This is a genomic window from Ruegeria sp. CH11 (assembly GCF_056537105.1).
The window spans coordinates 15320-41973 of sequence record NZ_JBQFQX010000022.1; the positions used below are offsets into that span (position 1 = coordinate 15320).

At 58.3% G+C, this 26654-nt stretch carries 26 protein-coding genes; 12 read left to right on the top strand and 14 right to left on the bottom strand.

Annotated elements, in window-relative coordinates:
• Positions 1-21 precede the first annotated feature (21 nt).
• Positions 22-1422: an aminotransferase-like domain-containing protein gene (locus ACR0LX_RS20915; RefSeq protein ID WP_480785302.1), complete on the bottom strand. Its 1401-nt coding sequence runs from the start codon at positions 1420-1422 to the stop codon at positions 22-24.
• Positions 1423-1544: 122 nt separating this feature from the next.
• Positions 1545-2318, bottom strand: a complete 774-nt coding sequence (locus tag ACR0LX_RS20920; RefSeq protein ID WP_480785303.1) for a GntR family transcriptional regulator — start codon at positions 2316-2318, stop codon at positions 1545-1547.
• Between the two features lie 208 nt (positions 2319-2526).
• On the opposite strand from ACR0LX_RS20920, the gene ACR0LX_RS20925 reads away from it, so the two are divergent.
• The 7 genes from ACR0LX_RS20925 to larB are packed head-to-tail and all read left to right on the top strand — an operon-like array spanning position 2527 to position 9328.
• Positions 2527-3273, top strand: coding sequence for an SDR family oxidoreductase (locus ACR0LX_RS20925; protein ID WP_480785304.1), 747 nt, complete (start codon positions 2527-2529; stop codon positions 3271-3273).
• Between the two features lie 13 nt (positions 3274-3286).
• Positions 3287-4129 carry a fumarylacetoacetate hydrolase family protein gene (locus ACR0LX_RS20930; RefSeq protein WP_480785305.1) on the top strand — a complete coding sequence of 281 codons (843 nt, stop codon included), beginning with the start codon at positions 3287-3289 and terminating at the stop codon, positions 4127-4129.
• 60 nt (positions 4130-4189) lie between these two features.
• Entirely contained in the window at positions 4190-5455 is a 1266-nt protein-coding gene (locus tag ACR0LX_RS20935; protein WP_480785306.1) for a glycerate kinase type-2 family protein, read from the top strand.
• The gene (locus tag ACR0LX_RS20940) at positions 5445-6740 is read left to right on the top strand and encodes a nickel-dependent lactate racemase family protein (RefSeq protein WP_480785307.1); all 1296 of its coding nucleotides are present in this window, start codon (positions 5445-5447) and stop codon (positions 6738-6740) included. Before ACR0LX_RS20935 ends, ACR0LX_RS20940 begins: the two co-directional genes overlap by 11 nt.
• Positions 6737-7903, top strand: coding sequence for a nickel pincer cofactor biosynthesis protein LarC (gene larC, locus ACR0LX_RS20945; RefSeq protein WP_480785308.1), 1167 nt, complete (start codon positions 6737-6739; stop codon positions 7901-7903). The genes ACR0LX_RS20940 and larC overlap by 4 nt, the downstream gene beginning before the upstream one ends.
• Positions 7896-8681, top strand: coding sequence for an ATP-dependent sacrificial sulfur transferase LarE (gene larE / locus ACR0LX_RS20950; protein ID WP_480785309.1), 786 nt, complete (start codon positions 7896-7898; stop codon positions 8679-8681). The genes larC and larE overlap by 8 nt, the downstream gene beginning before the upstream one ends.
• Entirely contained in the window at positions 8681-9328 is a 648-nt protein-coding gene (gene larB, locus ACR0LX_RS20955) for a nickel pincer cofactor biosynthesis protein LarB (protein WP_480785310.1), read from the top strand. The genes larE and larB overlap by 1 nt, the downstream gene beginning before the upstream one ends.
• On the opposite strand, the gene ACR0LX_RS20960 is transcribed toward larB, so the two are convergent.
• From ACR0LX_RS20960 to ACR0LX_RS20980, 5 genes are all read right to left on the bottom strand, one after another.
• Positions 9312-10148, bottom strand: coding sequence for an amidohydrolase family protein (locus ACR0LX_RS20960; RefSeq protein ID WP_480785311.1), 837 nt, complete (start codon positions 10146-10148; stop codon positions 9312-9314). The two genes, larB and ACR0LX_RS20960, sit on opposite strands and share 17 nt — an antisense overlap.
• Positions 10145-10978, bottom strand: coding sequence for a carbohydrate ABC transporter permease (locus tag ACR0LX_RS20965; RefSeq protein ID WP_480576835.1), 834 nt, complete (start codon positions 10976-10978; stop codon positions 10145-10147). The genes ACR0LX_RS20960 and ACR0LX_RS20965 overlap by 4 nt, the downstream gene beginning before the upstream one ends.
• Positions 10979-10981: 3 nt before the next feature.
• Positions 10982-11902: a carbohydrate ABC transporter permease gene (locus ACR0LX_RS20970; protein WP_480576832.1), complete on the bottom strand. Its 921-nt coding sequence runs from the start codon at positions 11900-11902 to the stop codon at positions 10982-10984.
• A gap of 72 nt (positions 11903-11974) precedes the next feature.
• Complete coding sequence (locus ACR0LX_RS20975; RefSeq protein WP_480785312.1) at positions 11975-13240, bottom strand: ABC transporter substrate-binding protein; 1266 nt, start codon at positions 13238-13240, stop codon at positions 11975-11977.
• A 21-nt stretch (positions 13241-13261) separates the two neighbouring features.
• Positions 13262-14341: a mandelate racemase/muconate lactonizing enzyme family protein gene (locus tag ACR0LX_RS20980; RefSeq protein WP_480785313.1), complete on the bottom strand. Its 1080-nt coding sequence runs from the start codon at positions 14339-14341 to the stop codon at positions 13262-13264.
• Positions 14342-14613: 272 nt separating this feature from the next.
• Here ACR0LX_RS20980 and ACR0LX_RS20985 point away from each other — a divergent pair, with 272 nt between their 5' ends.
• A complete protein-coding gene (locus ACR0LX_RS20985) occupies positions 14614-15249 on the top strand; it encodes a GntR family transcriptional regulator (protein ID WP_480785314.1) in 636 nt (211 codons plus the stop codon).
• A gap of 2 nt (positions 15250-15251) precedes the next feature.
• A complete protein-coding gene (locus ACR0LX_RS20990) occupies positions 15252-16310 on the top strand; it encodes an ABC transporter ATP-binding protein (protein ID WP_480785315.1) in 1059 nt (352 codons plus the stop codon).
• Between the two features lie 82 nt (positions 16311-16392).
• Here ACR0LX_RS20990 and ACR0LX_RS20995 read toward each other — a convergent pair whose 3' ends face one another.
• The 4 genes from ACR0LX_RS20995 to ACR0LX_RS21010 all read right to left on the bottom strand — a co-directional run bounded on the left by ACR0LX_RS20995 (position 16393) and on the right by ACR0LX_RS21010 (position 20250).
• Entirely contained in the window at positions 16393-17400 is a 1008-nt protein-coding gene (locus tag ACR0LX_RS20995) for a zinc-binding alcohol dehydrogenase family protein (RefSeq protein ID WP_480785316.1), read from the bottom strand.
• Positions 17400-18188, bottom strand: coding sequence for an ATP-binding cassette domain-containing protein (locus ACR0LX_RS21000; RefSeq protein WP_480785317.1), 789 nt, complete (start codon positions 18186-18188; stop codon positions 17400-17402). The genes ACR0LX_RS20995 and ACR0LX_RS21000 overlap by 1 nt, the downstream gene beginning before the upstream one ends.
• A 62-nt stretch (positions 18189-18250) precedes the next feature.
• Complete coding sequence (locus ACR0LX_RS21005) at positions 18251-19192, bottom strand: substrate-binding domain-containing protein (RefSeq protein WP_480576812.1); 942 nt, start codon at positions 19190-19192, stop codon at positions 18251-18253.
• Between the two features lie 35 nt (positions 19193-19227).
• The gene (locus tag ACR0LX_RS21010) at positions 19228-20250 is read right to left on the bottom strand and encodes an ABC transporter permease (protein WP_480785318.1); all 1023 of its coding nucleotides are present in this window, start codon (positions 20248-20250) and stop codon (positions 19228-19230) included.
• Positions 20251-20410: 160 nt separating this feature from the next.
• On the opposite strand from ACR0LX_RS21010, the gene ACR0LX_RS21015 reads away from it, so the two are divergent.
• Positions 20411-21313 (top strand): GntR family transcriptional regulator, encoded by a 903-nt coding sequence (locus tag ACR0LX_RS21015; protein WP_480785319.1) that lies wholly within the window; start codon positions 20411-20413, stop codon positions 21311-21313.
• A gap of 7 nt (positions 21314-21320) precedes the next feature.
• Here the strand turns inward: ACR0LX_RS21015 and ACR0LX_RS21020 are convergent, their stop codons facing one another.
• Both ACR0LX_RS21020 and ACR0LX_RS21025 read right to left on the bottom strand, forming a co-directional pair.
• Positions 21321-22295 carry an aldo/keto reductase gene (locus ACR0LX_RS21020; RefSeq protein ID WP_480785320.1) on the bottom strand — a complete coding sequence of 325 codons (975 nt, stop codon included), beginning with the start codon at positions 22293-22295 and terminating at the stop codon, positions 21321-21323.
• An 18-nt stretch (positions 22296-22313) separates the two neighbouring features.
• On the bottom strand, positions 22314-23420 hold the full coding sequence (locus ACR0LX_RS21025) for a mannitol dehydrogenase family protein (protein WP_480785321.1): 1107 nt from the start codon (positions 23418-23420) through the stop codon (positions 22314-22316).
• A gap of 152 nt (positions 23421-23572) precedes the next feature.
• Here ACR0LX_RS21025 and ACR0LX_RS21030 point away from each other — a divergent pair, with 152 nt between their 5' ends.
• Together ACR0LX_RS21030 and ACR0LX_RS21035 are read left to right on the top strand one after the other, a co-directional pair.
• Positions 23573-24478, top strand: coding sequence for a sugar kinase (locus ACR0LX_RS21030; protein WP_480785322.1), 906 nt, complete (start codon positions 23573-23575; stop codon positions 24476-24478).
• A gap of 4 nt (positions 24479-24482) precedes the next feature.
• Positions 24483-24815: an L-rhamnose mutarotase gene (locus tag ACR0LX_RS21035; RefSeq protein ID WP_480785323.1), complete on the top strand. Its 333-nt coding sequence runs from the start codon at positions 24483-24485 to the stop codon at positions 24813-24815.
• A 57-nt stretch (positions 24816-24872) separates the two neighbouring features.
• On the opposite strand, the gene ACR0LX_RS21040 is transcribed toward ACR0LX_RS21035, so the two are convergent.
• Complete coding sequence (locus ACR0LX_RS21040) at positions 24873-26654, bottom strand: IlvD/Edd family dehydratase (protein ID WP_480785324.1); 1782 nt, start codon at positions 26652-26654, stop codon at positions 24873-24875.

Sequence of the window (26654 nt, forward strand, 5' to 3'; positions counted from 1 at the left end):
GAGCAAATGCCGAATGATTGGTCAAACAACCATCCAGCTGGGCTGATCGGAGTTTTTCAGCGCGTCAGCCAGATTGCGCAGGGCTGCGCTCAAGTTCTGAGCTGTATCAGTTGACCCCAGCGCAATGCGAACCGCATTAGGCGCGCCACTGAGCGCAAAGGCGGCTCCGGGGACAAGCCCCAAGCCGGAACCGCGAAGGTTCAGGACAAATTCTGTGGCTGAACAACCATCGGGCAGCGCAAGCCACAAATGATATGCGTCTTGCGGCACTTTGACATCCGGAAGCCATTGATGCAGCACGGCCTGACGCGCTTTGGTCTCTTGACGGATCGACGATGTGATCTCGTCGGCCAGCCCGGACGCAATCCAACCTGTCGCTAATCGTGCGGATATGGGGGAAACCACGCTGCCATTCGCACGCATGGCCCGCCGGACGCTGTCATTGGACACTCCGGGCGGCGGGGCCATGAAGCACACCCTAAGCGACGGTGCCAGACATTTCGACAAGGACGATACATACCAGGTACGTTCGGGCGCGAAGTTGCAGATCGGTTCGGGTGACTCGCTTGCAAGAACACCGTACGCGTCATCTTCGATGATTTGCAGGTCATGTTTCCGCGCGATCTTTGCGATTGCTGCGCGACGCGCGCCCGACATCGTGATTGTCGTCGGGTTGTGCAGCGTTGGCGTGGTATAGACGGCCTTTGGATTTGCAGTCTTGCAGATCTCATCCAACGCATCCGGGTCCAATCCGTCGCCATCCATCGGAACCGGAACGACGTTCAGATCAAGGTGCCGCGCCAGCGCCAGAAAGCCGGGATAGGTCAGTTCTTCACAACAGATCGTGTCGCCCGGCCCCATCACAAGCGACAGTATCGTCCAAGCAGCACCCTGAACCCCGTTGCAAATGACAACGTCATCCAACTCCCGAATATTCAGGTTGTTCTGAAGCCAGGACTGCGCAGCCAACTGATCTTCGTGACTTCCGCCAGGCATCTGATAGCGCATGAGGAACTCGACCCCATATTCGGACCGGAGCGTTTCAAAGCCCTGCCACATCTGGCGGATCAGTTCGGCATCCTCGAACCTGGGCGGAACATTCATGCTCATGTCCACCGCAGGATTCTTTGGACCATTTGCACCCAACGGGATGGCGGGGCCAGAGTCTTTGACATAGGTGCCGCGACCGACACGACCCTCAACCAGCCCATCCTTGCTGGCGGCTGAATAAGCCCGGCTGACAGTTGTGAAATCAACGCCCAACGCGCCGGCCAAGGCCCTTTGAGGTGGAAGCCGCTGCCCCGGACGAAGAACGCCCGACCGTATGTCGCGGCCAATGGCACCGGCGATCGCCAGATAGACAGGGCCTTCGCTGTCGTCGACGACGGGAACCCAAGCAAGATTCGGCGCATTGTCATTCATTGCGTCACTCCTTGCTCGTTTTATATGTACTTTGTATGTAGATTGCAACAATACAACTTCACCGACGCGGCAGCGCGATCTCGGCGAGTGACCTTAATCCAAAAAGGGTTCAGGATCAGACGCTATTCCCAATCGGTCAACTTCTCGACATCGATGTCGTAGATGAAGTAATCCGGGTGGCGTTCGATGGTTCGTACTGAATCCCGTCTCAATTGGGCCAGGTGGTGGTCCATTTTTTGCGCCGCCAACGGATCGTCCCCCATTTCGATCGCATCAACGATCTGCCCGTGCTCCATTACAATTTGCTGCATGCGGTCAGCGACCGGCAGGATGAGGTGACGGAACCGATCCGTCGGCGTTTTGATTTGCCGAACAAGCTTCCAAAGGCCCGGGTTTCCGCTGACCGCCGCAATTTCAGCGTGAAAGGCTGTATCGGTGTTGTCGAACTCGGCGCGAGAACCCGTAGCCGCCGCTTCACGGCTTTCTTCAACGATCGCCCTCAGACGCAGGACTTTTGCCGGACTTGCAAGCTTGGCCGCCCGGGCCGCCAAGTCCCTCTCGATCGCGCGGCGCGCGACCAATGCTTCGGGAAGGGCTGAGAGCGGTATTCGCGCCACAAACGTTCCGGATTTCGGTACGACCTCAACCAGCATTTCCTTGACCAACCGCAGCACCGCCTCGCGAACAGGCGTGCGCGAGGCAGCAAAACGCTCTGCTATCTCTCGCTCGAGTATCGGAGTGCCGGGCGTCAGGACCAATTGCGTTATGTCGTGATGCAGTTGGTCGTAAATCTGATCCGCCAAGGTATGCCGGCCGCTCAGATCGAAATGCCCCTGACCTTTTGGCCCGGAGTTGGCAGCACGCTTGCGTCTGGTGTTCTCATCCGAAGGTGTCATGACTGCCTGCTCAGACCTTTCTTCCTGAATCCCGGAACCTATTGACCCGGCGCCAATCTCTCAACTTGATTAACTGGTATACATGATATACTAGTTACGAGATTCGACAACCCCCGGTGCTGCTTGCACCCGTCTCGCCCATCACGGCGCACACAAACAGGACCGCAACGCCTCGCGCAGCAAGTGCAGAACCACGAAAGGAAAACCAATGAGTTACGAGCTATCGCTCGCTGGCAAAACCGCGCTGATTACGGCTGCGGGTCAAGGCATTGGCCGCGCCAGCGCTGAAGCGTTTGCACGCGCAGGTGCAAATGTATTTGCCAGTGACGTAAATGACGCCGCGCTGAAAGAATTGGACCAAATTGACGGTATCACCGCGATCAAACTCGACGTGACGGATCCCGCCAACATCGCTGCGGTTCTGAGCGAAACCGGCCCGCTGAACGTGCTTTTCAACTGTGCCGGGTTCGTACATGCAGGCAGTATTCTTGACTGCCCCGAAGAAGATTGGGATTTCGCGTTTTCGCTGAATGCAAAGGCACAATTCCGGCTTTGCAAGGCGGTGCTTCCGTCGATGCTGGCAAATGGCGGCGGCTCTATCATCAACATGTCGTCTGTTGCCTCCTCGATCAAAGGAGTACCGAACCGGTTTGCCTATTGCGCCTCGAAGGCGGCCGTTATCGGATTGACCAAATCCATCGCTGCCGATTTCGTGACGCAAGGCATCCGCTGCAACGCAATCTGCCCTGGTACTGTGGACAGCCCAAGCCTGCATGACCGACTGCGCGCGACCGGAGATTATGATCAGGCGATGAAGGATTTCATCGCCCGGCAACCGATGGGACGTGTCGGCGATGCTGACGAAATTGCGGCGCTCGCGCTTTATCTGGCCTCTGATGCCAGCGGTTTCACGACCGGGCAAACTCATATCATCGATGGCGGCTGGGCCAACTGAACAGGAGAACACCATGAAATTATTGCGCTACGGCCCGAAAGGTCAGGAAAAACCGGGCATCGTCGATGACGAAGGCAAGGTGCGCGACCTCTCGGCGCATGTAAGTGACATCGGCCGTGAAACGCTGGGCGACGCGGGGCTTGCCAAGATCGCCGCGCTGGATTTGTCCTCTTTGCCCGAGGTTGCGGTTGACCGCTATGGCCCTTGCGTCAGCGGCGTTGGCAAATTCATCTGTATCGGGTTGAACTATTCCGACCACGCAGCCGAAAGCGGCTTGGCGGTACCCTCCGAACCGGTGATTTTCGCCAAGGCCACCAGCGCAATATGCGGGCCGAATGACGATATCGAGATCCCACGCGGATCAACTGCCACAGATTGGGAGGTCGAGCTTGGCGTCGTCATCGGAAAAGAAGCCAAATATATCGACGAAGCCGACGCACTGGACTACGTGGCCGGATATTGCGTGATCAACGACATTTCGGAGCGAGATTTTCAGATCCGGCACGAAGGCCAGTGGACGAAGGGTAAATCTGCTGACACGTTCGGTCCGATCGGGCCGTGGCTGGTTACACGGGACGAGGTGCCCGACCCGCAGTCACTGGGCATGTATCTGGACGTCAACGGCCAACGCATGCAAGACGGCAATACCGACACCATGGTCTATGGCGTGGCGCATATCGTGGCCTACCTGTCCAAATTCATGTCGCTGCAGCCGGGTGACGTGATCTCGACCGGAACCCCACCGGGCGTTGGGATGGGCATGAAACCGCAACCGGTTTACCTCAACGCAGGTGATAAGATGCAGCTTGGCATCGATGGTTTGGGCGCGCAGGCACAAACCGTTGTTCAGGGTTAATCGACAAAATAATCCGGGCGCGCAACAGCGCCCGGATTGACCAAACCGCTAGGGTGAACAGTGGATCACAAGACCCTTCTTATCGACATGTTCAATGCCGCTCTTGATGCGGCGGATCCGATGCGGGCCGTCAAACAGCATTTGCCGCCACGGCCGGATGGTCGGGTCATCGTTGTTGGCGCGGGCAAAGCATCGGCGCGAATGGCCCAGGCAGTCGAGGCTGAATGGGGGCCTTGCAACGGGCTCGTGATCGTTCCGCATGGCGCCGCTTTGCCCTGTCAGGGCGTTCGAATTGTCGAAGGCCGTCACCCCGTGCCGGATGAAGCGGGGGCACAGGCGGCGACCGAAATTCTTGCAATGGTTTCGTCAGCCGGTGAAGGCGATTTCATTCTCTGCCTGATTTCTGGCGGTGGATCCGCACTGCTGTCAGTCCCAGCCCCTAACTTGACGCTTGCCAATAAGCAGGCACTCAACAGTGCGCTGCTGGCCAGCGGGGCTGCAATTGATGAAATGAACATCGTGCGCAAGCACTTGTCGGCAATCAAGGGCGGTAGGCTTGCGCGTGCGGCAACCCCCGCTCAGGCGCTGACATTGGTGATCTCGGATGTGCCGGGGGATGATCCTGCAGATATTGCTTCCGGACCAATGTCGCCGGACCCGTCAACTGCCGCGCAGGCCCGCGCCATCATCGACCGGTTCGACATGGACCTGCCCGAGCCTGTTCTGACCGCGCTGGATCTTCCCACTGCCGATACTCCAAATCCCGGCGACTCCTGTTTTGACCGCGTTATGACGCGTGTGATTGCAACACCTCAGGCCGCGCTTGAGGCGGCGGCCAAAGCGGCGCTCGGGGCGGGCTACACCCCCATCATTCTCGGTGATGCGCTCGAAGGAGAAGCGCGGGAAATGGGAAAGGTTCTGGCGGGAATCGCCAAACAGGTTCGGCACTACGGGCAACCGGCATCAGGCAAGGTGGCGCTGATCTCGGGCGGTGAAGCCACCGTTACGGTGACCGGGAAGCCGGGCAAAGGGGGGCGTTGTACCGAGTTTCTGCTGGGCTTCGCAATCGCCACGTGGAACGAGAAAGGTATCGCCGCGCTGGCCTGTGACACCGATGGGCGAGACGGGTCTGAGCATAATGCAGGTGCGATCTGGTTGCAGAAAAATCGTGAGGTCGCACATCGCGACATCGCACTCGACTATCTGTCCCGTCATGACGCCTACAGCTTTTTCGAACAACACGACGCGCTGGTGATGACGGGTCCGACCCACACCAATGTGAACGACCTGCGCATCATTCTGGTAGAGACTGCCGATGAAACTTGAACTGCTATATGGCCGCGACGGTCTGACCCTGACGCTCCCGTCGAACGCACGCGGATATGTGATCGAGAAACCGCCATTTCCGCCCAGCGCGCCGCCGAACGACCAAATATCTCAGGCACTACGGAACCCGCATGGCGCTGCACCGCTGCCACAGCTCGCGCGCGGCAGGAAATCGGCTTGTATCCTGATTTGTGACATCACACGACCCGTGCCAAATCACCTGTTTCTGCGCCCGATGATCGAGACGCTGGTACGCGAAGGCATCCCGCTGGACCAGATCACGGTGCTGATTGCCACCGGATTGCACCGTCCCAATCTGGGCGAAGAACTGGCCGAACTGGTAGGCGACCCCTGGGTGGTAAATAACGTCCGCGTCGAAAATCACTATGCGCTCGATGATGCGGACCACGTTGATCTGGGGGTTACGCCCGGGCGCGGCGTCCCGATCAAGATCGATCGCCGGTTTGTCGAAGCCGATCTGAAAATCGCCACTGGTCTGGTCGAGCCGCATTTTATGGCCGGTTTCTCGGGCGGTCGCAAAGTCGTCGCCCCGGGCGTCGCCCATCATGAAACCATCCGCACATTTCACTCGGCCCGGTTCATGGAACACCCGTTGGCGCGCGAGTGTAATCTGGCAGGCAATCCCCTACATGAAGAGCAATTGGCGATCGTCAAACGGCTGGGGGATGTCTACGCCCTGAACACGGTCATTGATGACAAGCGCAACCTTGTATTCTGTAGTTTCGGCGAGATCGTGCAAAGCCATCTGGCGGCTGTCGATTTTGTCCGCGGCTACACCGAAATTCCCGTAGGGCGCAAGTTCAAGACGGTGGTGACCTCGGCCGCGGGATATCCGCTCGACCAGACCTATTATCAGACGGTTAAAGGCATGGTTACTCCACTGGACATTCTGGCACCGGGGGGCACCCTGATCATCGCATCCTCGTGCGCCGAAGGCATCGGTTCAGACCATTTCCGCGCCGCGCAGGAACGGCTGGTCGCGCAGGGACCCGAAGCATTTCTGGCCGGGCTCGAAGCCAAAAGCTTTGCCGATGTGGATGAATGGCAGACCGAGATGCAGTTGAAACCGATGCGCGTCGGGCACATTCAGCTTTACGCTCCTGATCTTTCGGACGGTGATTTTGCTGTTACCGGTGTCGAGCGTATCACAAACCTGACGGACGCAATCACCCACAGCATCGCTCGGCATGACGATGCGGACGTCGCCATCATTCCCGAAGGCCCCTATGTGGTGCCCAAATCAACTGCAGTGGCCGCGCAATGAGCCTGCATTTGCACATCGATCCGGTCGGCGGGATCTCGGGTGACATGTTTCTGGCCGCGATGATCTCGGCCTTTCCCGGCGCGCAAGCGCAGTTGATACAAGACTGGCTGGACGCTGGCATCAACGAACACGTCCGACTGGAAGTCGAGGATGTGCGCGAAATGGGTTTTGCCTGCAAACGGGCAAACGTCGTCACTGCCAGCGACGCGCCGCCCACATCGCATTGGAAAGACATTCGCAAAAAAATCGAAACCAGCGCCTTGCGCAACCCGGTGCGGGACAGGGCGATCGCGATCTTCACCCATCTTGCCGAGGCCGAGGCGACCTGCCACGGGTTGCCCGTCGAACGGGTGCATTTTCACGAAATCGCCGACTGGGATTCGCTGGCCGATATCATCGGCGCGGCCTCGGTTTTGGACAGCAGCAGGGCGCAGTCGTTTTCGGTCGGATCGATTCCATTGGGACGTGGTCGGGTGCGCACGCAACATGGGCTGGTGCCAGTGCCCGCCCCGGCAACGGCAGAACTGTTGAAGGGTTTCGATCTGGTGGATGACGGAGGGCCCGGTGAACGGGTGACGCCAACCGGTGCGGCCATCCTTGCCCATCTGTTACCCCACCCGAAACAAACCACCCCACGCGGGTGCCTGTCGGCCACCGGGATGGGTGCGGGGCAAATGCAGATCGACGGCATCCCCAACATCCTGCGCGTTCTCGCATTGGAGTCCCCTTCGGAAATGTCCGATACGGTCTCGCTGATCCGGTTCGAGATTGACGATATGACGCCCGAAGAATTGTCTGTCGCTCTGGAACATCTGCGCGCGAAAGAGGGCGTTCTGGATGCCAGCCATGTAATGGGGTTTGGTAAAAAGGGTCGAACCCAATTTTCGGTGACGGTCATGGCCCGCCCCGCGTGCTCGGACCAGATCGCCGAGGCCTGTTTCGCCGAAACCAGCACAATCGGCCTACGCGTCGAACAGGCCCGGCGGCTTTTGCTGCCGCGTCAGGAAACGCACCGCAATGGCACCGCGATCAAGACCGTTATTCGACCTGGCGGGAATACATCCAAAGCCGAAAGCGACGCGCTTTCCGAAACCGAAACATTGCGCGCGCGCAGAGAATTGGCGCGCAGTGCGGAACACGACCCCGAGGCCGAAGATGGCTGAGCCGCTTGATCGTCTAAGCCGCGTATTGGCCACCTTTCCCAGACTGACCATCGCGGTCAGTGGCGGCGTCGACAGCCTTACACTCGCCTTTATCGCAGAGCGGATTGTTCCTGACTTTCACGCGATCCATGCGGTGTCTCCAGCGGTCCCACCGGCTGCTACGCGGCGGGTACGAGACTACGCCCAACGATATGGATGGGCGCTGTCTGTGATAAACAGCCACGAGTTTTCCGACCCGGACTATCGCGCAAACCCGTATGACCGATGCTATTTCTGCAAGAACAACCTCTATGCGACGATGGCAGCGACCCGTGACGGACCGCTTGCCTCGGGCACCAATCTTGATGATCTGGGCGAACACCGCCCTGGCCTGATTGCCGCCGAAGAACACGGCGTGCGGCACCCCTTTGTCGAGGCGGGGATCGACAAAGCCGCATTGCGGCGTCTGGCGGCAATATTTGGATTGCAGGATATTGCCGAACTTCCTGCACAACCCTGCCTGGCCAGTCGGATCATGACCGGCTTGCATATCGAGCCCGAAGATTTGCGATTCATTGATCAGATCGAACAGCAGTTGCGGATACAAACGCAAGGGGATCTGCGCTGCAGGATCACACCGGACGGGGTCGTGATCGAGGCTGACACGCTGTCAAGGGACGCGCTGGCACAGGTACAGCTGGCCTGCGATCGGGCTGGCAAGCCTTTCGCAGGCCATCGCCCCTATCGTAGGGGCAGCGCATTTGTTCCGCCCAAAACGGCAATGGGGCAAAACGCGTAATGGATGAACACACGATATTCGACTGGTCCCGCAAGGCGCGCACCGGCGTGCCCGAGGTGGTCTTTGCCGAGGGCAAAACTATTGCCCAGGTCGAGGACATTCTGGATCAGCACATTGCGCGCGCGCAGCCTTTGCTGATGACGCGTTTGACGGCCGAACAGATCGCCCGGTTTTCGACCGTCAGCGACCCGAATTTCGCACTGTTCGAAGATGCCCGACTGGCCAGTTACCGCGCACCCGAGCCGCCTTGGGACGCACCGGAAATTGCCGTGGTCGCGGCTGGAACCTCTGACCTTCCCATTGCCCGCGAGGCCGCCTTGTCTGCGCAGTTTATGGGGCTGCGTGTGCGTCAGATCACCGATGTCGGTGTGGCCGGGCTGTGGAGACTGGAACAGCACCTGCCCGAGCTCAGAGACCATCGGATCGTCATTGCCGTTGCTGGCATGGAGGGCGCATTGTTCTCGGTTCTCGCCGGGCTGATCCCGGGGGCAGTCATCGCTGTTCCAAGCTCGGTCGGCTACGGCGTCGGCGCCGGTGGTCAGGCTGCGCTTAGCTCAGCCCTGAGCAGCTGCGCGCCCGGTGTTCTGACGGTGAACATAGGCAATGGCTTTGGCGCCGCTGCGGCGGCGGTCAAGCTGCTAGGCTGAACTTGGTGCCATAGGTTATCTGCGCATTGTCGCCATAGATTTTCTGACGCGCTGCGGGACTGACGCCCGCAAGCAGACGATCCGACAAGGCGATCCAATCCCGATAGTCCGAGGTCTCGTTCAGTACCGGCCAGTCGCTGCCCCAGATCAGGCGATCCGGCCCGAACAGGCTCAACAACACGTCCACATAAGGCTGCATCTGATCTTCGCGGCTGGTGAACGCGGTCAGACCGGACAGTTTGCAGCGCAAATTAGGGAAGGCCGCCAGCCGCGCCATGCGACAATGCCATTCATCCATGGGCACCGAGCCGATCTCGGGCTTGGCCGCGTGGTTGATGACAATGGTCAGGTCAGGGTTGTGCAGGCACAAAGTCTCAAGTGCAGGTAAATGCTTCGGCTGCACCAGTACGTCCAGCGTCAGTCCGCGCTCGGCCATGAATGATAGCGCCGTGCGGTCCGCAATGCGAGCCAGCCAATCGGGGTCGGGGTTGGGTTGCGCCATCGCCCGCACCCCCAAAAAGGCAGGATCGGTCGACAGGCGGCGCAGGTCGCTTTCCGCCCGGTCCTGTTCGAGATCGACCCAACCCACGACGCCCAGTATGGACGGGGTGGTTTCTGCTAGAAACAGCAGGAACTCAGTTTCTGCCAGGGTCGGGGTCGACTGCACCACAATCGACTGATCCACACCCGCGGCCCGCATGTCGGGTTCAAGGTCTGAGGGCATGAAATCCCGGTTGATGACGGGCCGGTGCGGACCCAGCCAGCCATAATCCTTGCGGGCCAGTGCCCAATAATGCTGATGCGCGTCAACCCGTATCATTTCGTCGCTCCTGCAGTCAGGCCGGAAACAAGCCGTTTCTGCAACGGCAGGAACAGCAGCAATGTGGGCACCGTGGCCACGACCGAACCGGCCATGACAGCGCCCCAGTCGACATTGACGTCGCCGAAATACTGATAGAGCCCAAGTGGAATGGTCTTCATGCTGTCATCTGTAATCAACGCAAGTGCCAGCAGATACTCCGACCAGCTTTGCAGGAACCCGAATGTCGCTGCCGCCACCATGCCCGGCCACATGATCGGCAGAATGATCTTGGTTACAACCGTCAGGCGCGAGGCCCCGTCGACGATTGCTGCCTCATCCAGACTTTTGGGGATCGTGGTCAGATAGCCGACCAGCAGATAGATAGTGAACGGCGTGATGAAGGCCGTGTAGCACAGGATCAACCCGATCTGACTGTTGATTAGCCCACCGCGCGCGAACAGGATGAAAATCGGGTTCACCAGTATGATCCAGGGAAAGAACTGCCCGCCCATGATCGATCCGAAAACCAGACCGCGCCCTCGAAAGCGGAACCGCGACAATCCGTAGGCCGCGAACAGAGAGATCACGCAGGCCAGAAACGTCGCTGTGATGCAGACGATCAGACTGTTGATCACATAGACATAGTAGCCGGACGAGAAGATGTTGATGTAGTTTGACAGGGTCCAGCCACTTTCGGTCGCAACCAGCGAGACCGACAGGTTTTCGAACGAGCCCTTGAAGACGTAAAAGGCCGGGGCAAGAAGGAAGATTGCGAACAGGGCGAAGCCGAACAGCAATGCTCCGTTTTCGATCAGACCGGCGAAACCTTTGGGTTTTTGCGTATTCATGGCTTATCCCACCTTGTCCTGCATGTCCGACAATCCGAAGAAGCGGAAGTAAAGTGCCCCAAATGCGGCCATGACGATGGCCATGGTTACGCCGATGGCTGCGGAATATCCCAACCGCAGGTCGACAAAGGCTTTCAGATATACTTCGGTCGCCAGCACGTTGGTGTAAGTGCCCGGTCCGGCCCCTGTGGTCAGCCAGACATAGACGAAGTTGTTGAAGGTCCAGATCACGCTCATCAACGTCAGAACCGAGATCGTTGGCATCAGATAGGGCAGCGTGATGAAACGAAAGCTCTGCCAGCGGTTGGCCCCATCGATTTCCGAAGCCTCGATCAGGTCCGACGGCACGGTCTGCAGCGCTGCCAGCAGCGAAACGCCGATCAACGGGGTCGTGTTCCAGACAATGATGGTGATAATCGACGGCCAGACCGTTGCCAGATCAGCGGTGAAAGCGATCGGGTCCGAGATCAGGCCGGTCTTCAACAGCCAACTGTTGATCGGCCCATGCGTCGGGTCGAACAGCCAGCGCCAGGCGATCACTGCAACCACCGGCGGCGTCGCCCAGGGCACCAACAGGATCAGCCGCGCCAGCGTGGTCATTTTCATCCGCTGCAGAAAATTCGAATTCAGCAGCAGGGCAAAGCCCAGTCCCAAAAGAATCCGGCAAAAGACAGATATCGCAGTCAGCCACACAACGGTGTTGATGGCGATGTCAAAGAACGAGGACGAGGTCAGGAACTCTGTATAGTTGGCCAGCCCAACCGGGTCTCCGCCCTTGCGCAACTTCAGAAGGGTGATGTCCGTAAAACTGAGCTCTAGGTTATAGAGTGTCGGGTACAGGTAGAACCCGAACAGGATCAGGAATGTCGGGAACAGCATGAGGAAGATTGTGAATCGTTCCCGTGCAACGGGCGAGAATTTCATGGCAGCTCCGCAACCAGTCAGTCAAAGGGTCAGGGGCGGCACAAGGGCCGCCCCCAGCGGGGAGAAGAGGGGTTATTCTTCCAGCATACGGTTGATTTCGGCAATCAACTCGTCAGCGGCCTGTTCGGGTGAAGTCTGACCCGAAAGGGCCGCGCCAAAGGCGCGCGACGTGGCATTCCAAAGCGGACCGACACCTACCCCGCTATCGGCATAGGCACCCCAGGTCCGGGTATTTTCCGCCAACTGAGTAGAAAAGCCGCTTTCCTCGGGGCGATAGTCGATCTCGGCCAGCATGGTTTTCTGCGCCGGGAACTGATTGGTGTAGTATTTCTCGAACAACGGTGCCGAGGTCAGGAACTGCATCAGCTTCCACGCCTCTTCCGGATGCTTTGTGTTCGAATTCACGACCAGCGTACGCCCGCCCAGATGTGTTTTGGGCCCGTCGCTGCCGCCCATCATCACGCCGGATTGCAGCGGCACCTCGGCACCCGGATTGGCCTCTTCCCAGGCTGCAAGCAGCTGCCGGAACGTGTTGGTCGGCATCACGGCCATACCCTGCTGCCCGTCGATCAGCGCCTGCATCAAAGCCGGGTCATGGGGCATGTCGATCGACAGGATAGATTGCGGAACCAGACCGTCATCCAGATAGGATTTGAAGTAGTTCATGGCATCGACCAGTTGGTCCTGGGTCACGCCAACCTTGTATCCGCCATTTCCGTCTTCCGTGATGAACTCGGCCCCGTTCGACCACAGATAGTAGTTCACCGGGAACCAGATCTGGTTCGCGCCGGGATAGGCAAATCCGGTCTTGCCGGTCTTTTCCTTGATGATCTTGCTGTCCTCGGCCAGTTCAGCCCAGGTAGAAGGTAATTCGGTGATACCCGCCTCGGCCAGAACATCGGTACGGTAAACCATGGCCCAGGTATCCGCTGACCACGGCACGCCCCAGGACTTGCCTTCGTACTTTGTCAGGTCAGTTGCGATGTGATCCTCGAACCCGTTGGGGAATTCGCCAAATTGCACCAGATCCTCGACCGCCAGGACAGATCCTGCCTCGGCCATTTCCTGCGTCCAGACGAAAGCGATATGGACGACATCCGGCCCCTGCCCCACGGCGCTTTCGCGCAGGAACTGATCGCGGCTGTCTTTCCAGGCGATGGTTTGCAGATCGACTGTGATACCGGGATTGGCAGCTTCGAACTCGTCCAATGCCGCGCGCATCTCTTCACGTTCGCTATCGTTGAAGCGGAAGGTGAGTTGCGTATCCGCCGCCGCCGTAAGGGCCGTGCTGGCCCACAATGCGGCCGTGATCATCAAGACTTTGGTTGTGTTTTTCATCATGTCCTCCCTAGACAAAATTCAGTTTGTTACTGTGGCATGAGCCACGCTCAGATCTTTCAACGCCTGCGGATCGGGGATGAAGCCCAGCCCCGGACCTTTGGGCAGCGCGACATATCCATCGACCGGTGTCAGGTCGATTTCGCCCAGATCCGAGCGCAGGGGGTTCGGATTGGCATCCAGTTCAACCCGGCCATCACCCTTGAGCGCGGCCAGAACATGAAACGACGCCGCCAGGCCAAGCGCGGTGCCCATAAAGTGCAACGTGACGCCCGCGCCGTTTTCCAGCGCATGCCGGCCCGCATCGAAACTGCCCGAGATACCGCCCCATTTGGCAACGTCGGGCTGTACGATACCCAGCGAACCCGACGTCACATGATCGGAAAACTCGGCCCACGAAGTGATGTTTTCACCGGCGGCCAAAGGCATATCCACAGACTTGGCCACGCGCAGCCAATCCGCGCGCGGAGCGTCGGCCATAATCGGCTCTTCCACGAACCCCAGATCGAACTCGGCCAGATCATTTATCGCCTGAATGGCCTGATCGGCGGACCAGTTCTGATTGGCATCGACGCCGACGAACACGTTCTTTGCATCCTGACTGCGGAAGCGCTGCAATACATCGCGGTCACGTTTCGGGTCAAAACCGATCTTGATTTTCACACCGGTGTGTCCCATCTCGCCCAACTTTGCGGCCAGTTCTTCGGGCCGGTCCACCGACGGCGAAGACGCGTAGACCTGAGCCTTGGGCAATGGATCATCGGCCAGCAACTGTGAGAGGCTGATCCCCTGCCGACGCGCGGCCATATCAGCGGCGGCCATGTCGATCGCAGCAAGGCAATGGGCAAATGGACCAAATTCACCGGTATGGATCATCATCCGAGCCAGCTCTTGCTCGAGGCCGGGGCGAACGGCACGCCAGTCCGAAACGTCGCGTCCGATCATCATCGGACCGATCGGATCCTGAAACAACGCCAGCTTGGACAGGTTGCCCTTGGGGGGATAATTGCACCAAGCCTCACCCCAACCAAAGGCACCGTCTTCGGTCTCGATGCGAATCAGCAGACCATTGCGAACCGGCATCAGAGCCAGGGTAGACACAGGCCCGCCATTCACGGCGCGCGAGAGGGCAAACACCTCTATTTGTTTTATTTTTTGCGCCTTTGGCATGTGGTGCGATCCGATGTTGCGACAAGTGTATTTATTAATTACAAGCTAATTGCTAACTGATTAATCAGTGATTGTCTACTGCATAATTACTAATTGACATGTAGTCTTTCAAATGCGTAGGATTGAAAAAACCCCGCCCCTAACGGGGTGACATTCGCGGCCGATTCCGGCCGCAAAGTGATGAGCGTAACAGTCAGGACCGTATGACCCGAGCTTCCGCATATCAACAATTCCGCGACCGGCTTTTGACCGGTGAACTGCAGCCCGGCCAGTTCGTCACCCAGAAAGAACTGGCTCAACTGGCGGGTGTACCCATCGGGACCGCCCGCGAGGCGATCCAGAAACTGGAACACGAAGCGTTGCTGAAGGTTCACCCCCAGCGTGGCATTCAGGTTGCCGATGTCACCACAAAGTTCATCCGCGAGGCCTATGGGCTGCGCGAAGCATTGGAGCTGCAGGGCGTTCGTAACTTTGCAAGTGGCGGTTTTTCGGTCGAAATCGACATGTTGCTGAGCGCAACCCAGACGGTGCTTGAGGAATCGCGCGCAACACCGAATCCGGACACGTTGGAGCGGGCCGTCGAAGTGGACTGGGACATGCATGACCGCATCATCGCCAGCCTGAACAACGATCTTCTGGACGAGACCTATCAGATCAACGCCACACGGCTGCGACTGATCAAGGTCAGCAACCGGTTTTCACCCGACCGCGCCCTTACGGCGCTGGCCGAACATCTTGAAATTCTGGAACTGTGCAAGGCTGGGGATGCCGAAGGTGCAGCCGCCACTTTGGCGCGCCACATCCACACCGCCATGAACCGCGCCCTACAAGGACAATAGGTATGTCAGACATTGCAATCTCATCCGCCGTCAAAAAATACGGCAATGTGCAAGTATTGCACGGGATCGACGTTGATATTCAGGACGGCGAGTTTGTCGTTCTGGTCGGTCCGTCAGGGTGCGGTAAATCCACTCTGCTACGCATGATCGCAGGGCTCGAGAACATCTCGGACGGCGAAATTGCCATTGATGGCGAGGTGGTCAATGATCTGCGCCCCAAGGAACGGGGCATCGCGATGGTGTTCCAGAACTATGCCCTGTATCCGCATATGACCGTGGCCGAGAATATGGGATTTGCCCTGCGACTGTCCAAGATCAGCAAGGATGAGATAGACGAAAAGGTCCGCGAAGCTGCCGATATACTGGACCTGACGCACTTGCTTGACCGATATCCGCGACAATTGTCCGGCGGTCAGAGGCAGCGCGTTGCCATGGGCCGTGCCATCGTTCGCGACCCTTCGGTGTTCTTGTTTGACGAGCCGCTGTCCAACCTCGATGCCAAGCTGCGCGTCAAGATGCGAACCGAGATCAAAGCGCTGCATCAAAAGCTGCAATCGACCATCGTCTATGTCACGCACGACCAGATCGAGGCGATGACCATGGCAGACAAGATCGTTGTGCTGGAGGGTGGAAATGTTTCTCAGGTCGGGTCCCCGCTTGATCTTTATGACAACCCGACCAATCGATTTGTGGCGACATTCATTGGCTCGCCGTCGATGAATCTGCTGCCCGCTGTTGCGCAAGACGACGCCTCGCTTGTTCTAGAGAACGGTCAGGCCGTTACCGTATCCCACAACCTGGCTTCCGAACGGGCTGTTGAATACGGCATTCGCCCCGAACACCTGCATCTGGGTCGCGAAGGCGAGGGCATCGCCGCCGAGGTCATGGTGGTCGAACCGACAGGGTCGGAAACCCATGTGATCTGTTCCGTCAACGGCACCGAGTTGGTCGCCGCCCTGCGCGATCGGGTGTCTTATGAACCCGGTGATACGATCTGGCTGATGCCGGACGCATCCAAAGCCCATTTGTTCTGCAAGGAAAGCGGGCAGGTTCTGCACTGAACCCTGTCCGCAAGCGCCAGACAAAAAAGAACGCCCGATCCGAAAGGACCGGGCGTTTTCATACGTTGTGCAATCGTAAGGATTACGGGAGGGCAACCGCCTTGATCAGACCTTCTCGGTCTTCGGCCAGGGCTTTGAAGCGGTTCGGAAGGTCTTTCAAAGCCACTGTTTCCGAACACAACGCATCCGTGTCGATCAGACCGTCGCGCATCGCGCGCATCACCTGATCGAAATCTGATTTCAGGGCGTTCCGACTGCCGATGATCCGACTTTCACGCTTGTGAAATTCGGCATCCTCAAAGGTGATGTCATCCTTGACCACGCTGATCAGAACATAGCTGCTGCCATGAGCCAGCAATTCGAACCCATCTTCGATCGCACGTGCGTTGCCCGTTGCGTCAAAGATGATGTCAAACCCATCGGTCAGAGCACCGCTCAGAATATCGTCGCCAGGCTGGTGCAGGTCATGAAACCCGAATTTGTCGCGCGCCTGGTTCAAACGCGCGGCACTGAGGTCCAGCAAATGCACCTCGGCCCCGGCCAATCGCGCGAACAGCGCGGCACCCAGTCCGATCGGCCCGGCTCCGGTCACAAGGACGCGGTCGCCCTGCGCTATGTCCGACCGGTTCACAGCATGAGCCCCGATCGCAAGAAACTCGACCATTGCAGCCTGAACCTCGGTCAGTCCGTCGGCCGGATACAGGTTTGTGATGGGAACCGCGATACGGGAACACAGGCCCCCATCTCGGTGGACGCCCAGCACCTCGATATTTGTGCAGCAATTGGGTTTGCCCTTGTGACAGGCCCGGCATTCGCCGCACGAGACATAGGGGTTGATCACAACCAGAGACCCGGCTGGCAGGCCCGGCAAATCCGAGCAGGTACGGGCTGACAGCTCATGCCCGATCACGCGCGGGTAATTCAGAAACGGATGCTTGCCTTCATAGATATGGTAGTCGGTCCCGCAGATACCAACGGCGCAGACGTCGACCAGAACCCAGCCTTCGGGCGCGGTTTCCGGACGGGGATAGCTGCGCAGTTCGAACTGGCCAGGCGCGACACAGGTGCCGCTGGTCTGCATATCTTTCATTATGCCAGCTCCAGATTGCGCGGCGTCCAGTTGTCCGGCAGATCGCCTTTGATGATCAGGCTCAGCACATCGTCTTTCGAAACCTCTTCGATCGGGTGCGATCCAACGTTGCGGCCCTTGTTCATCACCATGATCCGGTCGCACAGTTCGAACACGTCATGCATGTCATGACTGACCAGAAAGATCCCGATCCCCTGCGCCTTGAGTTTGCGGATCAGATCCGCAACCATCGCGGTCTCTGACGGGCCAAGCGCTGCCGTCGGTTCATCCATGATCAGAATCTTGACGTCGAAATAGATCGCGCGGGCGATGGCAATGACCTGGCGTTGGCCACCGGACAGGCTGGATACCGGGTCGGTCAAGTTGGTGAAATTCGGGTTCAGCGTATGCAGAACCTTGCGCGCTTCATCCAGCATCCGTTTGTCGTCCAGATTGCCGAAACGGGTTTTCAGCTCGCGCCCGAGAAACAGATTCGATGGCGCGTCCAGATGATCGGCCAGAGCCAGCGTCTGGTAGATCGTCTCGATACCCAGATCGCGCGCATCATGGGGAGAAGTGATATCGGCGTCCTTGCCGCGTACACGGATCTGCCCGCCATTTGGATCCATCGCACCTGAGAGAATGCGCATCAGGCAAGATTTTCCTGCGCCATTATGGCCCAGCACGCCAACCACTTCACCCGGATACAGGTCGGCAGAAACACCATTGACGGCGCGCACGCCACCAAAGTGTTTTTCAATATTGATCATCTCGACCAATGGCGTTTGACCGGTGGCGGGCTGGGGCATTTCAGGCTCCGAAAAAGAAGAAAACAGCCGGCCCCGAGCACAGGGCCGACTGACTTGGGAGTTTAGTACAGAACGTTCTGCGCTTCGGGCGCGTCGATATTGTCCTTGGTTACAAGCACGACACCGGTGTCGATATAGCCGTCGACCTTGTCACCCGCGAGGATGTCCATGACCGCCTTGACGCCCAGTTCGCCCATCTGGAACGAGCCTTGAACAGCGGTGGCCTCCAGCGTGCCGCTGCGAACAAAATCCTGCAAGTCGCCATTGCCGTCAAAGCCAAAGGCCGCCAATTGCCCAGCCTTGCCCGCTTGTTCCAGCGCACGACCCATGCCGATGGCGGTGGGTTCATTGGCACCGAAAATGCCGACCAGATCGTCATTGGCCGCCAAAATATCGGTGGTCTGGTTCAGCGCGGTCGCCATTTGCGATTGCGAATAGAACGGCCCGACCACTTCGAGGTTCGAATTCGCACCCAGTTCCTCAACGAAACAGCCGACGCGACCAATCTCGGAGCCCACACCCGCGACATAGGACATCACGGCGACTTTTCCGTCCTTGCCAACCTTGTCGATCATCTGGCTTGCAATCATCTTGCCCGCCGCGCAGTTGTCGGTCGACAGGAAGGCTTGATAGGTGCCTTCGGCGTCCTCGGAAAGGCCCGAGTCGATGATGACGACCGGGATGCCCGCCTCGTAGGCACGTTTAACAGCGGGGGTCAGCGCGTCGGGGTCCGAGGGGGCCAGAACGATACCCGCGACGCCGCGATTGATAGCGTTTTCAACAAGGTTCACCTGATCGGCGATGGCAGATTCCGCCGCAGGGCCATTGAACGAGAATGTATGCTCGCTTTGGCCTTCCATGCCTGCAGCAGCGCCCTTGTTGACGTTTTGCCAGAAGTTCGAGTTGGTGGTCTTTACGATCACCGCGATCTCTCCGGCGATACTAGCCGCTGGGATCATGGCGATGGTGGTTGCCGCCAATGCGGCCTTGAGCGTCAGTTTCATTGTATCCTCCCTATGAAGACTGAGTTCGAGTTCTGTCAGCGTCGGTTGCGTAGTTGGTCCACGTAGACCGCCAGAATGACGACGCAGCCGATGATGATTTGTTGGATAAAGGCCGAGACCCCGGCCATGTTCAGCCCGTTGCGCAGCACACCGATGATGAATGCGCCCAGCATCGTGCCCGAGATGTTGCCGACACCACCCATCAGGGACGCGCCACCTATGACCGCCGCCGCGATGGCGTCCAGTTCGTACATTACGCCTTCGTTGGGCTGTGCCGTGACCAGCCGCGACATCAACACAATGCCTGCCAGACCAGCCAGCGCGCCGGACAGCGCATAGGCTGTAATCTTGGTGCGATCGACCTCAACGCCGGCCAGTCGCGCGGCCTCTTCGTTCGACCCGGTGGCATAGATGTGGCGGCCCAGACGACGACGACGCAGCAGATAGCCGCCTGCCAGCGCCACTACGACCAACAGGATTGCTGGATAGGGAATGCCTGGGAAGATCACGCGCGGAAACCCGTTGGCCCCTTCCTCGACAATGCGAAACAAGGCCCCGTTACCCAGAACACCAAAGGCTTCACCCAGACGCGAGATCGGGGCCGCACCGGTAAGTTGCAACGCGATGCCGCGCGCGATCAGCATCATGCCCAGCGTCGCGACAAAAGGGGTGATCCGCATCTTGGTGATGACCAACCCGTTGACCAGCCCGCAGGCCGCGCCCACAAATATACCAACCAGCATCGCCGGAACCACTGGCATCCCGGACTTGACCAGCATTCCGGTCACTGTGCCGGACAAAGCCAGCACCGAACCGACACTCAGATCAATGCCGCCTGTGATGATCACCAGCGTCATGCCGATGCCCAACAATCCGATCACCGATGTTTGCAGCAATACGGTCAAACCGTTATTCACGGACAGGAACGCCGAATTGCCGAACGCGAAGACAATGATCAGGATCAGCAACGTCAGAAAAGCGGACAGCTTGTGGAACATCTCGGCCGAGATGTTCAGCTGCTTTCCCTTGCTTCGCATTTCGGCAAGTGACAGGCCCATTCTGATCTCCAACAGTGATCGCGATCGGTGGCGCGATTTGGTTTTTAATTATTTAAATCAGTTCACCAGTGGTGAGCCAAATTGTCAATTGTTTTTTATTATTGACGACAAAAATAAAAATCGGCAACAATAATAACATCTTAGTAGGAGGCCCCCTGACGTGGCGCGAACTGACGACCGATTTCGAGAGGCTTACAACGTCCTGCTGGATGTGTGCGACACGTTGGAGTCTGGCGACATGTTGCCCTCGGAAACCAATCTTGCCGCAACGCTCGAGGTCAGCAGAACCGTGGTTCGGTCTGCTCTGACGCGAATGGACAACGAGGGTATTATCCGATGGGAGGGGCGATCAAAAACTTTGCTGCGCGCACCGCTGCAAAGTGACCGTCTGGCCACCCGACAGGAAACTATGTCGCCGGAAGAAATGGAACAACAGTTTCTGGATTGGATCCTGCGTTTCGACGTTGCCCCCGGCACACCTTTGAATGTGACGGAACTGGCCCGCAACTGGAATGTTCAGCAGCACGTGCTGCAAGAGTTTCTGGCCTCGCTCAGCCGTTTCGGTCTGGTACAGCGGCGCAAGCGCAGCGGTTGGGAACTGCTGGGCTTTACGACCGATTATGCCGTCGAACTGTCCGACTTCCGTGCGATGCTGGAACTGAACGCCATCGCAAAGTTGTTGTCGATGCCTGAAAATGCTGAGATTTGGGGGCAGCTCAAATCGCTCCGGCGCGATCATCTGGATCTGCGCGAACAGATCGACACACGCTTTCACGACTTCTCGATGCTGGACGAAAAGTTCCACGCCACGTTGGGCGGTGTGGTCAAGAACCGCTTTGCCGCCGAGTTCCAGCGCGTGATCTCGCTTATCTTTCACTACCATTATCAATGGGACAAGAAAGACGAACGCGAACGCAACGCAGCCGCCATCACCGAACATTTACGTCTGATCGACGCCTTGCTCGCCCGTGACGAAGCACAGGCGATGGCGGCAGCCAGAGATCATCTGGCCACCTCTAAGCAGACTTTGCTGGCCTCGCTCAGCGCACATGACCTGGTTTGACGTGCCGTCAGACCGGATCGAAAATCTGATCGGCGCCCTCTGGCCACGCTGTCTTGAGCGCATCCAGATTACGGGCCAGTGACGATGCCTTGGCTGTACCCAGAAGAACCGACGCCGCTGCGGGGTGACGCAGCGCAAACTGCAATGCCGCCGTTGCAAGAGGCACACCAACGGCGTCTGCCCGGGCCTGCAATGCCGTAACCTTGGCCATGATTTCATCCGAGGCCGGTTTATAGTCAAAATGCGCCCCCTCAACCGGGCCCGTCGCCAGAATGCCCGAATTGAAAATCCCACCCAGAACCAAACTGGTCTGCTGTTCGCGGCACAGCCCGACAAGCTCGTCCTCGCCCTGTCGATCCAGCAGGGTCAGACGACCTGCCAGCAGGATCACGTCGATCGGCGCGTCGCGCATCACATCGAGGCAGACTTCTGTCTCGTTGACGCCCAAACCATATGCCCCAATTCGACCCGCCTGTTTCAAGGCACGCAACCGGTCGATGCCGCTGTCCATCAGGTCGCCAAAATGCGGCGGGTTTCCGTCTTTGTGGGTATAGGTGCCGATGTCGTGGACAAAGACGATGTCAACATATGAGGTCCCCAATCTTTCGCAGCTCTGCTCGAATGAGGCCTCGATCCCGTCACCCGAATAATCGTAATGCACGTCATTGGGCAGCGGGTTGATGAACCCGTTAGCCTCGGCCATCGCGTTGCCGGGGGTCAGAACCCGGCCGACCTTGGTCGATATCACGTAGTCCGAGCGCGACCGTCCTTGCAGAAATTTCCCCAACCGCTTCTCAGACAGACCCCTGCCATAATGTGGCGCGGTATCGAAGTACCGAATTCCGTTGTCCCAAGCGCATTGCAGAACCTGCATCGCTTCGGCATCGCTGATTTCGCGGTACAGGTTCCCGACGCTTGCACAGCCAAATGACAGTTCTGTCGCATGAACGTTGGTTTGCCCAACTCGATTGATCTTCATCATTGGTCCTTTCTTGGCAGGTCATCCGCGCCCGGCGGCGGCGTTCAGGCGGGGCATGTCGGCGGTACAGCCCTGCCCTTGGGCCCACTCGATAAAGGCACCGATCCGACGCGCTTTCTTTTCGTCATGGTTCTGAGCGATATCTTCCAGCCGGTGATCCAGAAACGGGTTGCTGAACCGGTCAATCGTGGTTCGGACGTATTCCCGCGCCTGATCGCCCAGGCCTGCGGCCTCGAAACCAGGAAGAACCTCTTGCTTATAGAGCGTTTCAAGATCGGCGCGTACGGTGGCGTCCTGCATGACCTCTCGCACCAGTTCAGCCCCCTGTGGGCGACGTTTCAACCAGCCGTCTACCAGATAGCTATGGCCCAGATTCAAAATGAACAGCTTTTGTTTCTCTTTCGGATCAAGATCGGGAACCACCTGAATTGCCGCGTGCTGCGCGGGCAGGATCAGGCCATCGCAATCTTCGATCGCCCACAGGGCGTAGGGTTCAGCCACGGCCCCTGCGGGGTCCAATGGTTCCGATACGATACGATCAACCAGCGCATTCACAAAGCGCACCTCGCCTGCGATCCAGTCAGCGAATTCCATTTCCAGCGGGCGCGCCAATTCGAGAACCCGCTCACGCAGGGTATCGCCATTTCGGGCCACCAGTTCGGTCGGCATGATTTGGATTGGTCGGCCACCGGCCCGAAACCGCGCGCGCAGTAAATGGGTCAGCTTGGCGGGGTAAGACATGGTTTGCGCAAAATGGCTTAGGTTGTCGTCAGGCAGCGGCACCCAACCCGCGTCACCGGTGTTGGACAGGACGATTTCAGCCTCTTCGACAAAAACGCGTTCGACCTCTGGCTGATCGGTTGCGGTGGACAAGGTGCGCGCTATGGCCGAAGCGCGGATTTCGTACCGTTGTTCAGCCCCGCCAGCGATACCCTGAACCCGTACCGGATAGCCCTCGGGCGCGGCCAGCGCTGCCAACCGGCGCGCCCGTGCCGGATCGCCCGACGATTGCACTACGCATATCTGCCCCAAAGCCTGGCCCGTTTTCAGGGCCTCGGATATGAACAAATCCGCATGCGCCTGAAGAAAGCGACTGGTGCCAAATTGCAGGATGGGTGTGATTGACATCGCGGTCTCCGATCTTTAGTTTCGTATTTTATTATTACATACAAAAAGTCAAGTCTTTGCGATGTTCTGTTTGACACTCAAGCTGAGGAAAGAAATGAATCTGCTGAGAATATGGGTGCATGCCAGAGGTAAAATCGAATGGGCTCAGTAAGATGAACAATCAAATCGTATTTGCAGGCGAGGTAATGGGCGAATTGCGCAGCGATGCCACTGGTTACGCTGTGGGTTTCGCCGGCGACACGTTCAATGCAGCCGTGTATTGCAAACGTGCGCTTCAGGATGCAGGCCAGGTATCCTACCTGACGCGCGTTGGGTTGGACCCACTGTCCCAAAGCGCGTTGGATCTGGCCGCGCATGAGCAAATTGACACAAGATTGATGCGACGCGATCCGAACCGCAACATCGGGTTGTATGCGGTCAAGACCGACGCGCACGGCGAACGCAGCTTCTTCTATTGGCGCAATCAATCCGCAGCGCGCGCGATGTTTTCCGACCCGGCTGAGCTGAACGTGTTGGAGCGGGCTGGTATTCTATGCCTTTCTGGCATTTCACTGGCCATTCTGGCCCCGCAACAGCGCGATGCCTTGTTGGGCCGGATCGCTGCGCTGCGCGATGCCGGGAAGCTGCGGCTTTGTTTTGACAGCAATTACCGCCCCGCCCTTTGGGAAGACATCGAAACCGCACGCCAAACCGTGACTCGCGCCTGGTCACTTACGGATGTCGCTCTGCCCTCGGTCGACGATGAAATGGACTTGTTCGGCGACGCCGATGAGGCGGCGGTACTGACGCGGCTACGCGGCCTTGGCTTGCGCCACGGTGCCCTCAAACGCTCGGACAAAGGCCCAGCGCCACTGGACCCGTCGATCGCGGTAACAAGCGCCTTTCCGCGTGCGGAAAAGGTGATCGACACAACCGCGGCAGGAGACAGTTTCAACGGTGGATATCTGGCTGCGCTGATGCAAGGCCAGCCAACTGAGGCCTGTATGGTCGCCGGTCACATGACCGCGCGAAAGGTGGTTGGGAAGCCCGGCGCAATCATCCCAAACGACAAGGACTGACAATATGGTACAGAGAATGGGTAAGGTGATCGGCCTGCGACCCGAACACATGGCAGAATACAAACGCCTGCACGCAGATGTCTGGCCAGACGTGTTGGCACGCTTGAAGGCATCGAACATCACCAACTACTCGATCTTTCTGCGCGAGCCAGAAAACCTGATGTTCAGCTATTGGGAATATACAGGCACGGATTTTGACACCGACAGCGCGGCGATTGCTGCCGATCCGGTCACGCAAGACTGGTGGAAAGTCTGCGGACCGATGCAGGACCCGCTGACAACCCGGGCCGAGGGCGAATGGTGGGCATCCATGGAAGAAGTGTTTCACCTGGATTGACCTAGCAGAGCTTGTTCTCTGGCAGATCGGGGCTGTCAAACAGACGGCCCCAGATGATCAATGGTTGTCTCGGGGGACCCCCTTCGCGGCAATGTTCTGATACTCAGCAGCACCCTTCAGCAGCATGCCTTCGGACAATGGGCCGACAGCTTTGCGAAACATTTCCTGCCAAGGCGTCTGACTGACGGGGACTGGATAACCGCCCGCATCTTCAAGTGCGGTCACGCGTGCGCTGTATTCCTGATCCGAAATCAAAATATCTGCGCTGCGTGCGTTCAGGTCGATCCGCAAGCGGTCTCCGCTTTGCAATATAGCCAATCCGCCGCCATCCGCCGCCTCGGGGGATGCATTCAGGATTGACGCTGATCCGGACGTGCCAGATTGGCGGCCGTCCCCGATACATGGAAGGGCGTGTATCCCTTGTTTGATCAGGTACGACGGCGGACGCATGTTCACAACTTCCGCCGCACCGGGATAAGCTTTGGGACCCGCCCCGCGCATAACCAGAATGTCAGCGGGCGTAATACCCAGATCCGGATTATCGATCCGCGCATGAAAATCCTCGGGACCGTCAAAGACAATCGCGCGGCCTTCAAAGGCGTTGGGATCGTCCGGGTTGGACAAATACCGGTCCCGAAACGCGTCGGAAATGACCGAGGTTTTCAGGATCGCGCTGTCAAACAGGTTGCCAGACAAGTTCAGAAATCCGGCGCGATCGACAAGCGCCATGTCACGATGGCGGATCACATCGGGGTTGGTTGGCTTGCAGCCCTCATAGGTCTGCCGCAGGCTTTGACCGTTTGCGCACAGCGTCTCCGGGTGCGGTATGGCGCCGTCCGACAACATTTGCCCCACCAATGCAGGAACACCACCCGCACGGTGAAAATCCTCGCTTAGGTATGACCCGGCCGGTTGCAGATTGACCAGCAAAGGGACGTTATAACCGACGCGTTCCCAATCCGCGTTGCTCAGCGAGATGCCAAGATGCGCGGCGATTGCGTTCAGGTGAATTGGAGCGTTGGTCGACCCCCCGAGAGCAGAGCAGATTGCGATCGCGTTTTCGAACGAAGCACGTGTCATGATGTCAGACGGACGCAGGTTCTCACGCACCATCTCGACGCACCGTCGTCCGGTAGCGAAGCTGATTTGCCCTCTCTCGCGATAAGGGGCGGGGATCGTCGCAGAACCGGGCAGTTGCATCCCCAGAACTTCGGCCAGAGAATTTAGCGTGCTGGCCGTCCCCATTGTATTGCAATAGCCGACCGAAGGCGCGCTCGAGGCGGCGAGATCCATGAACTGTTGCGCATCAATCTCTCCGGCTGCAAGTTGTTGGCGGGCTTGCCAGATGACCGACCCGGAGCCGGCGCGTTCTCCGTTATGCCAGCCGTTCAGCATCGGGCCGACCGAAAGTGCAATCGCAGGAATGTTCACCGCCGCCGCCGCCATCAACAGGGCTGGCGTAGTCTTGTCGCACCCAATCGTCAGCACCACGCCATCAATCGGATAGCCGTGCAAGGTTTCGACAAGGCCCAGATAGGCCAGGTTTCGGTCCAGCATCGCGGTGGGGCGCCGCCCGGTCTCTTGAATCGGGTGGACGGGAAACTCCATCGGTATTCCACCTGCATCCCTGATCCCGTCGCGCACGCGGCTGGCCAGTGTCAGATGATGCCGATTGCACGGGCTCAGATCGCTTCCGGTCTGGGCAATACCGATGATAGGTTTGTCTGACTGAAGCTCTTCCATCGTCAGGCCGTAGTTCAAATAGCGCTCAAGATAGAGCGCCGTCATCTCGGGATCATCGGGATTGTTGAACCACTCACGCGAGCGCAGCTTGGTCAT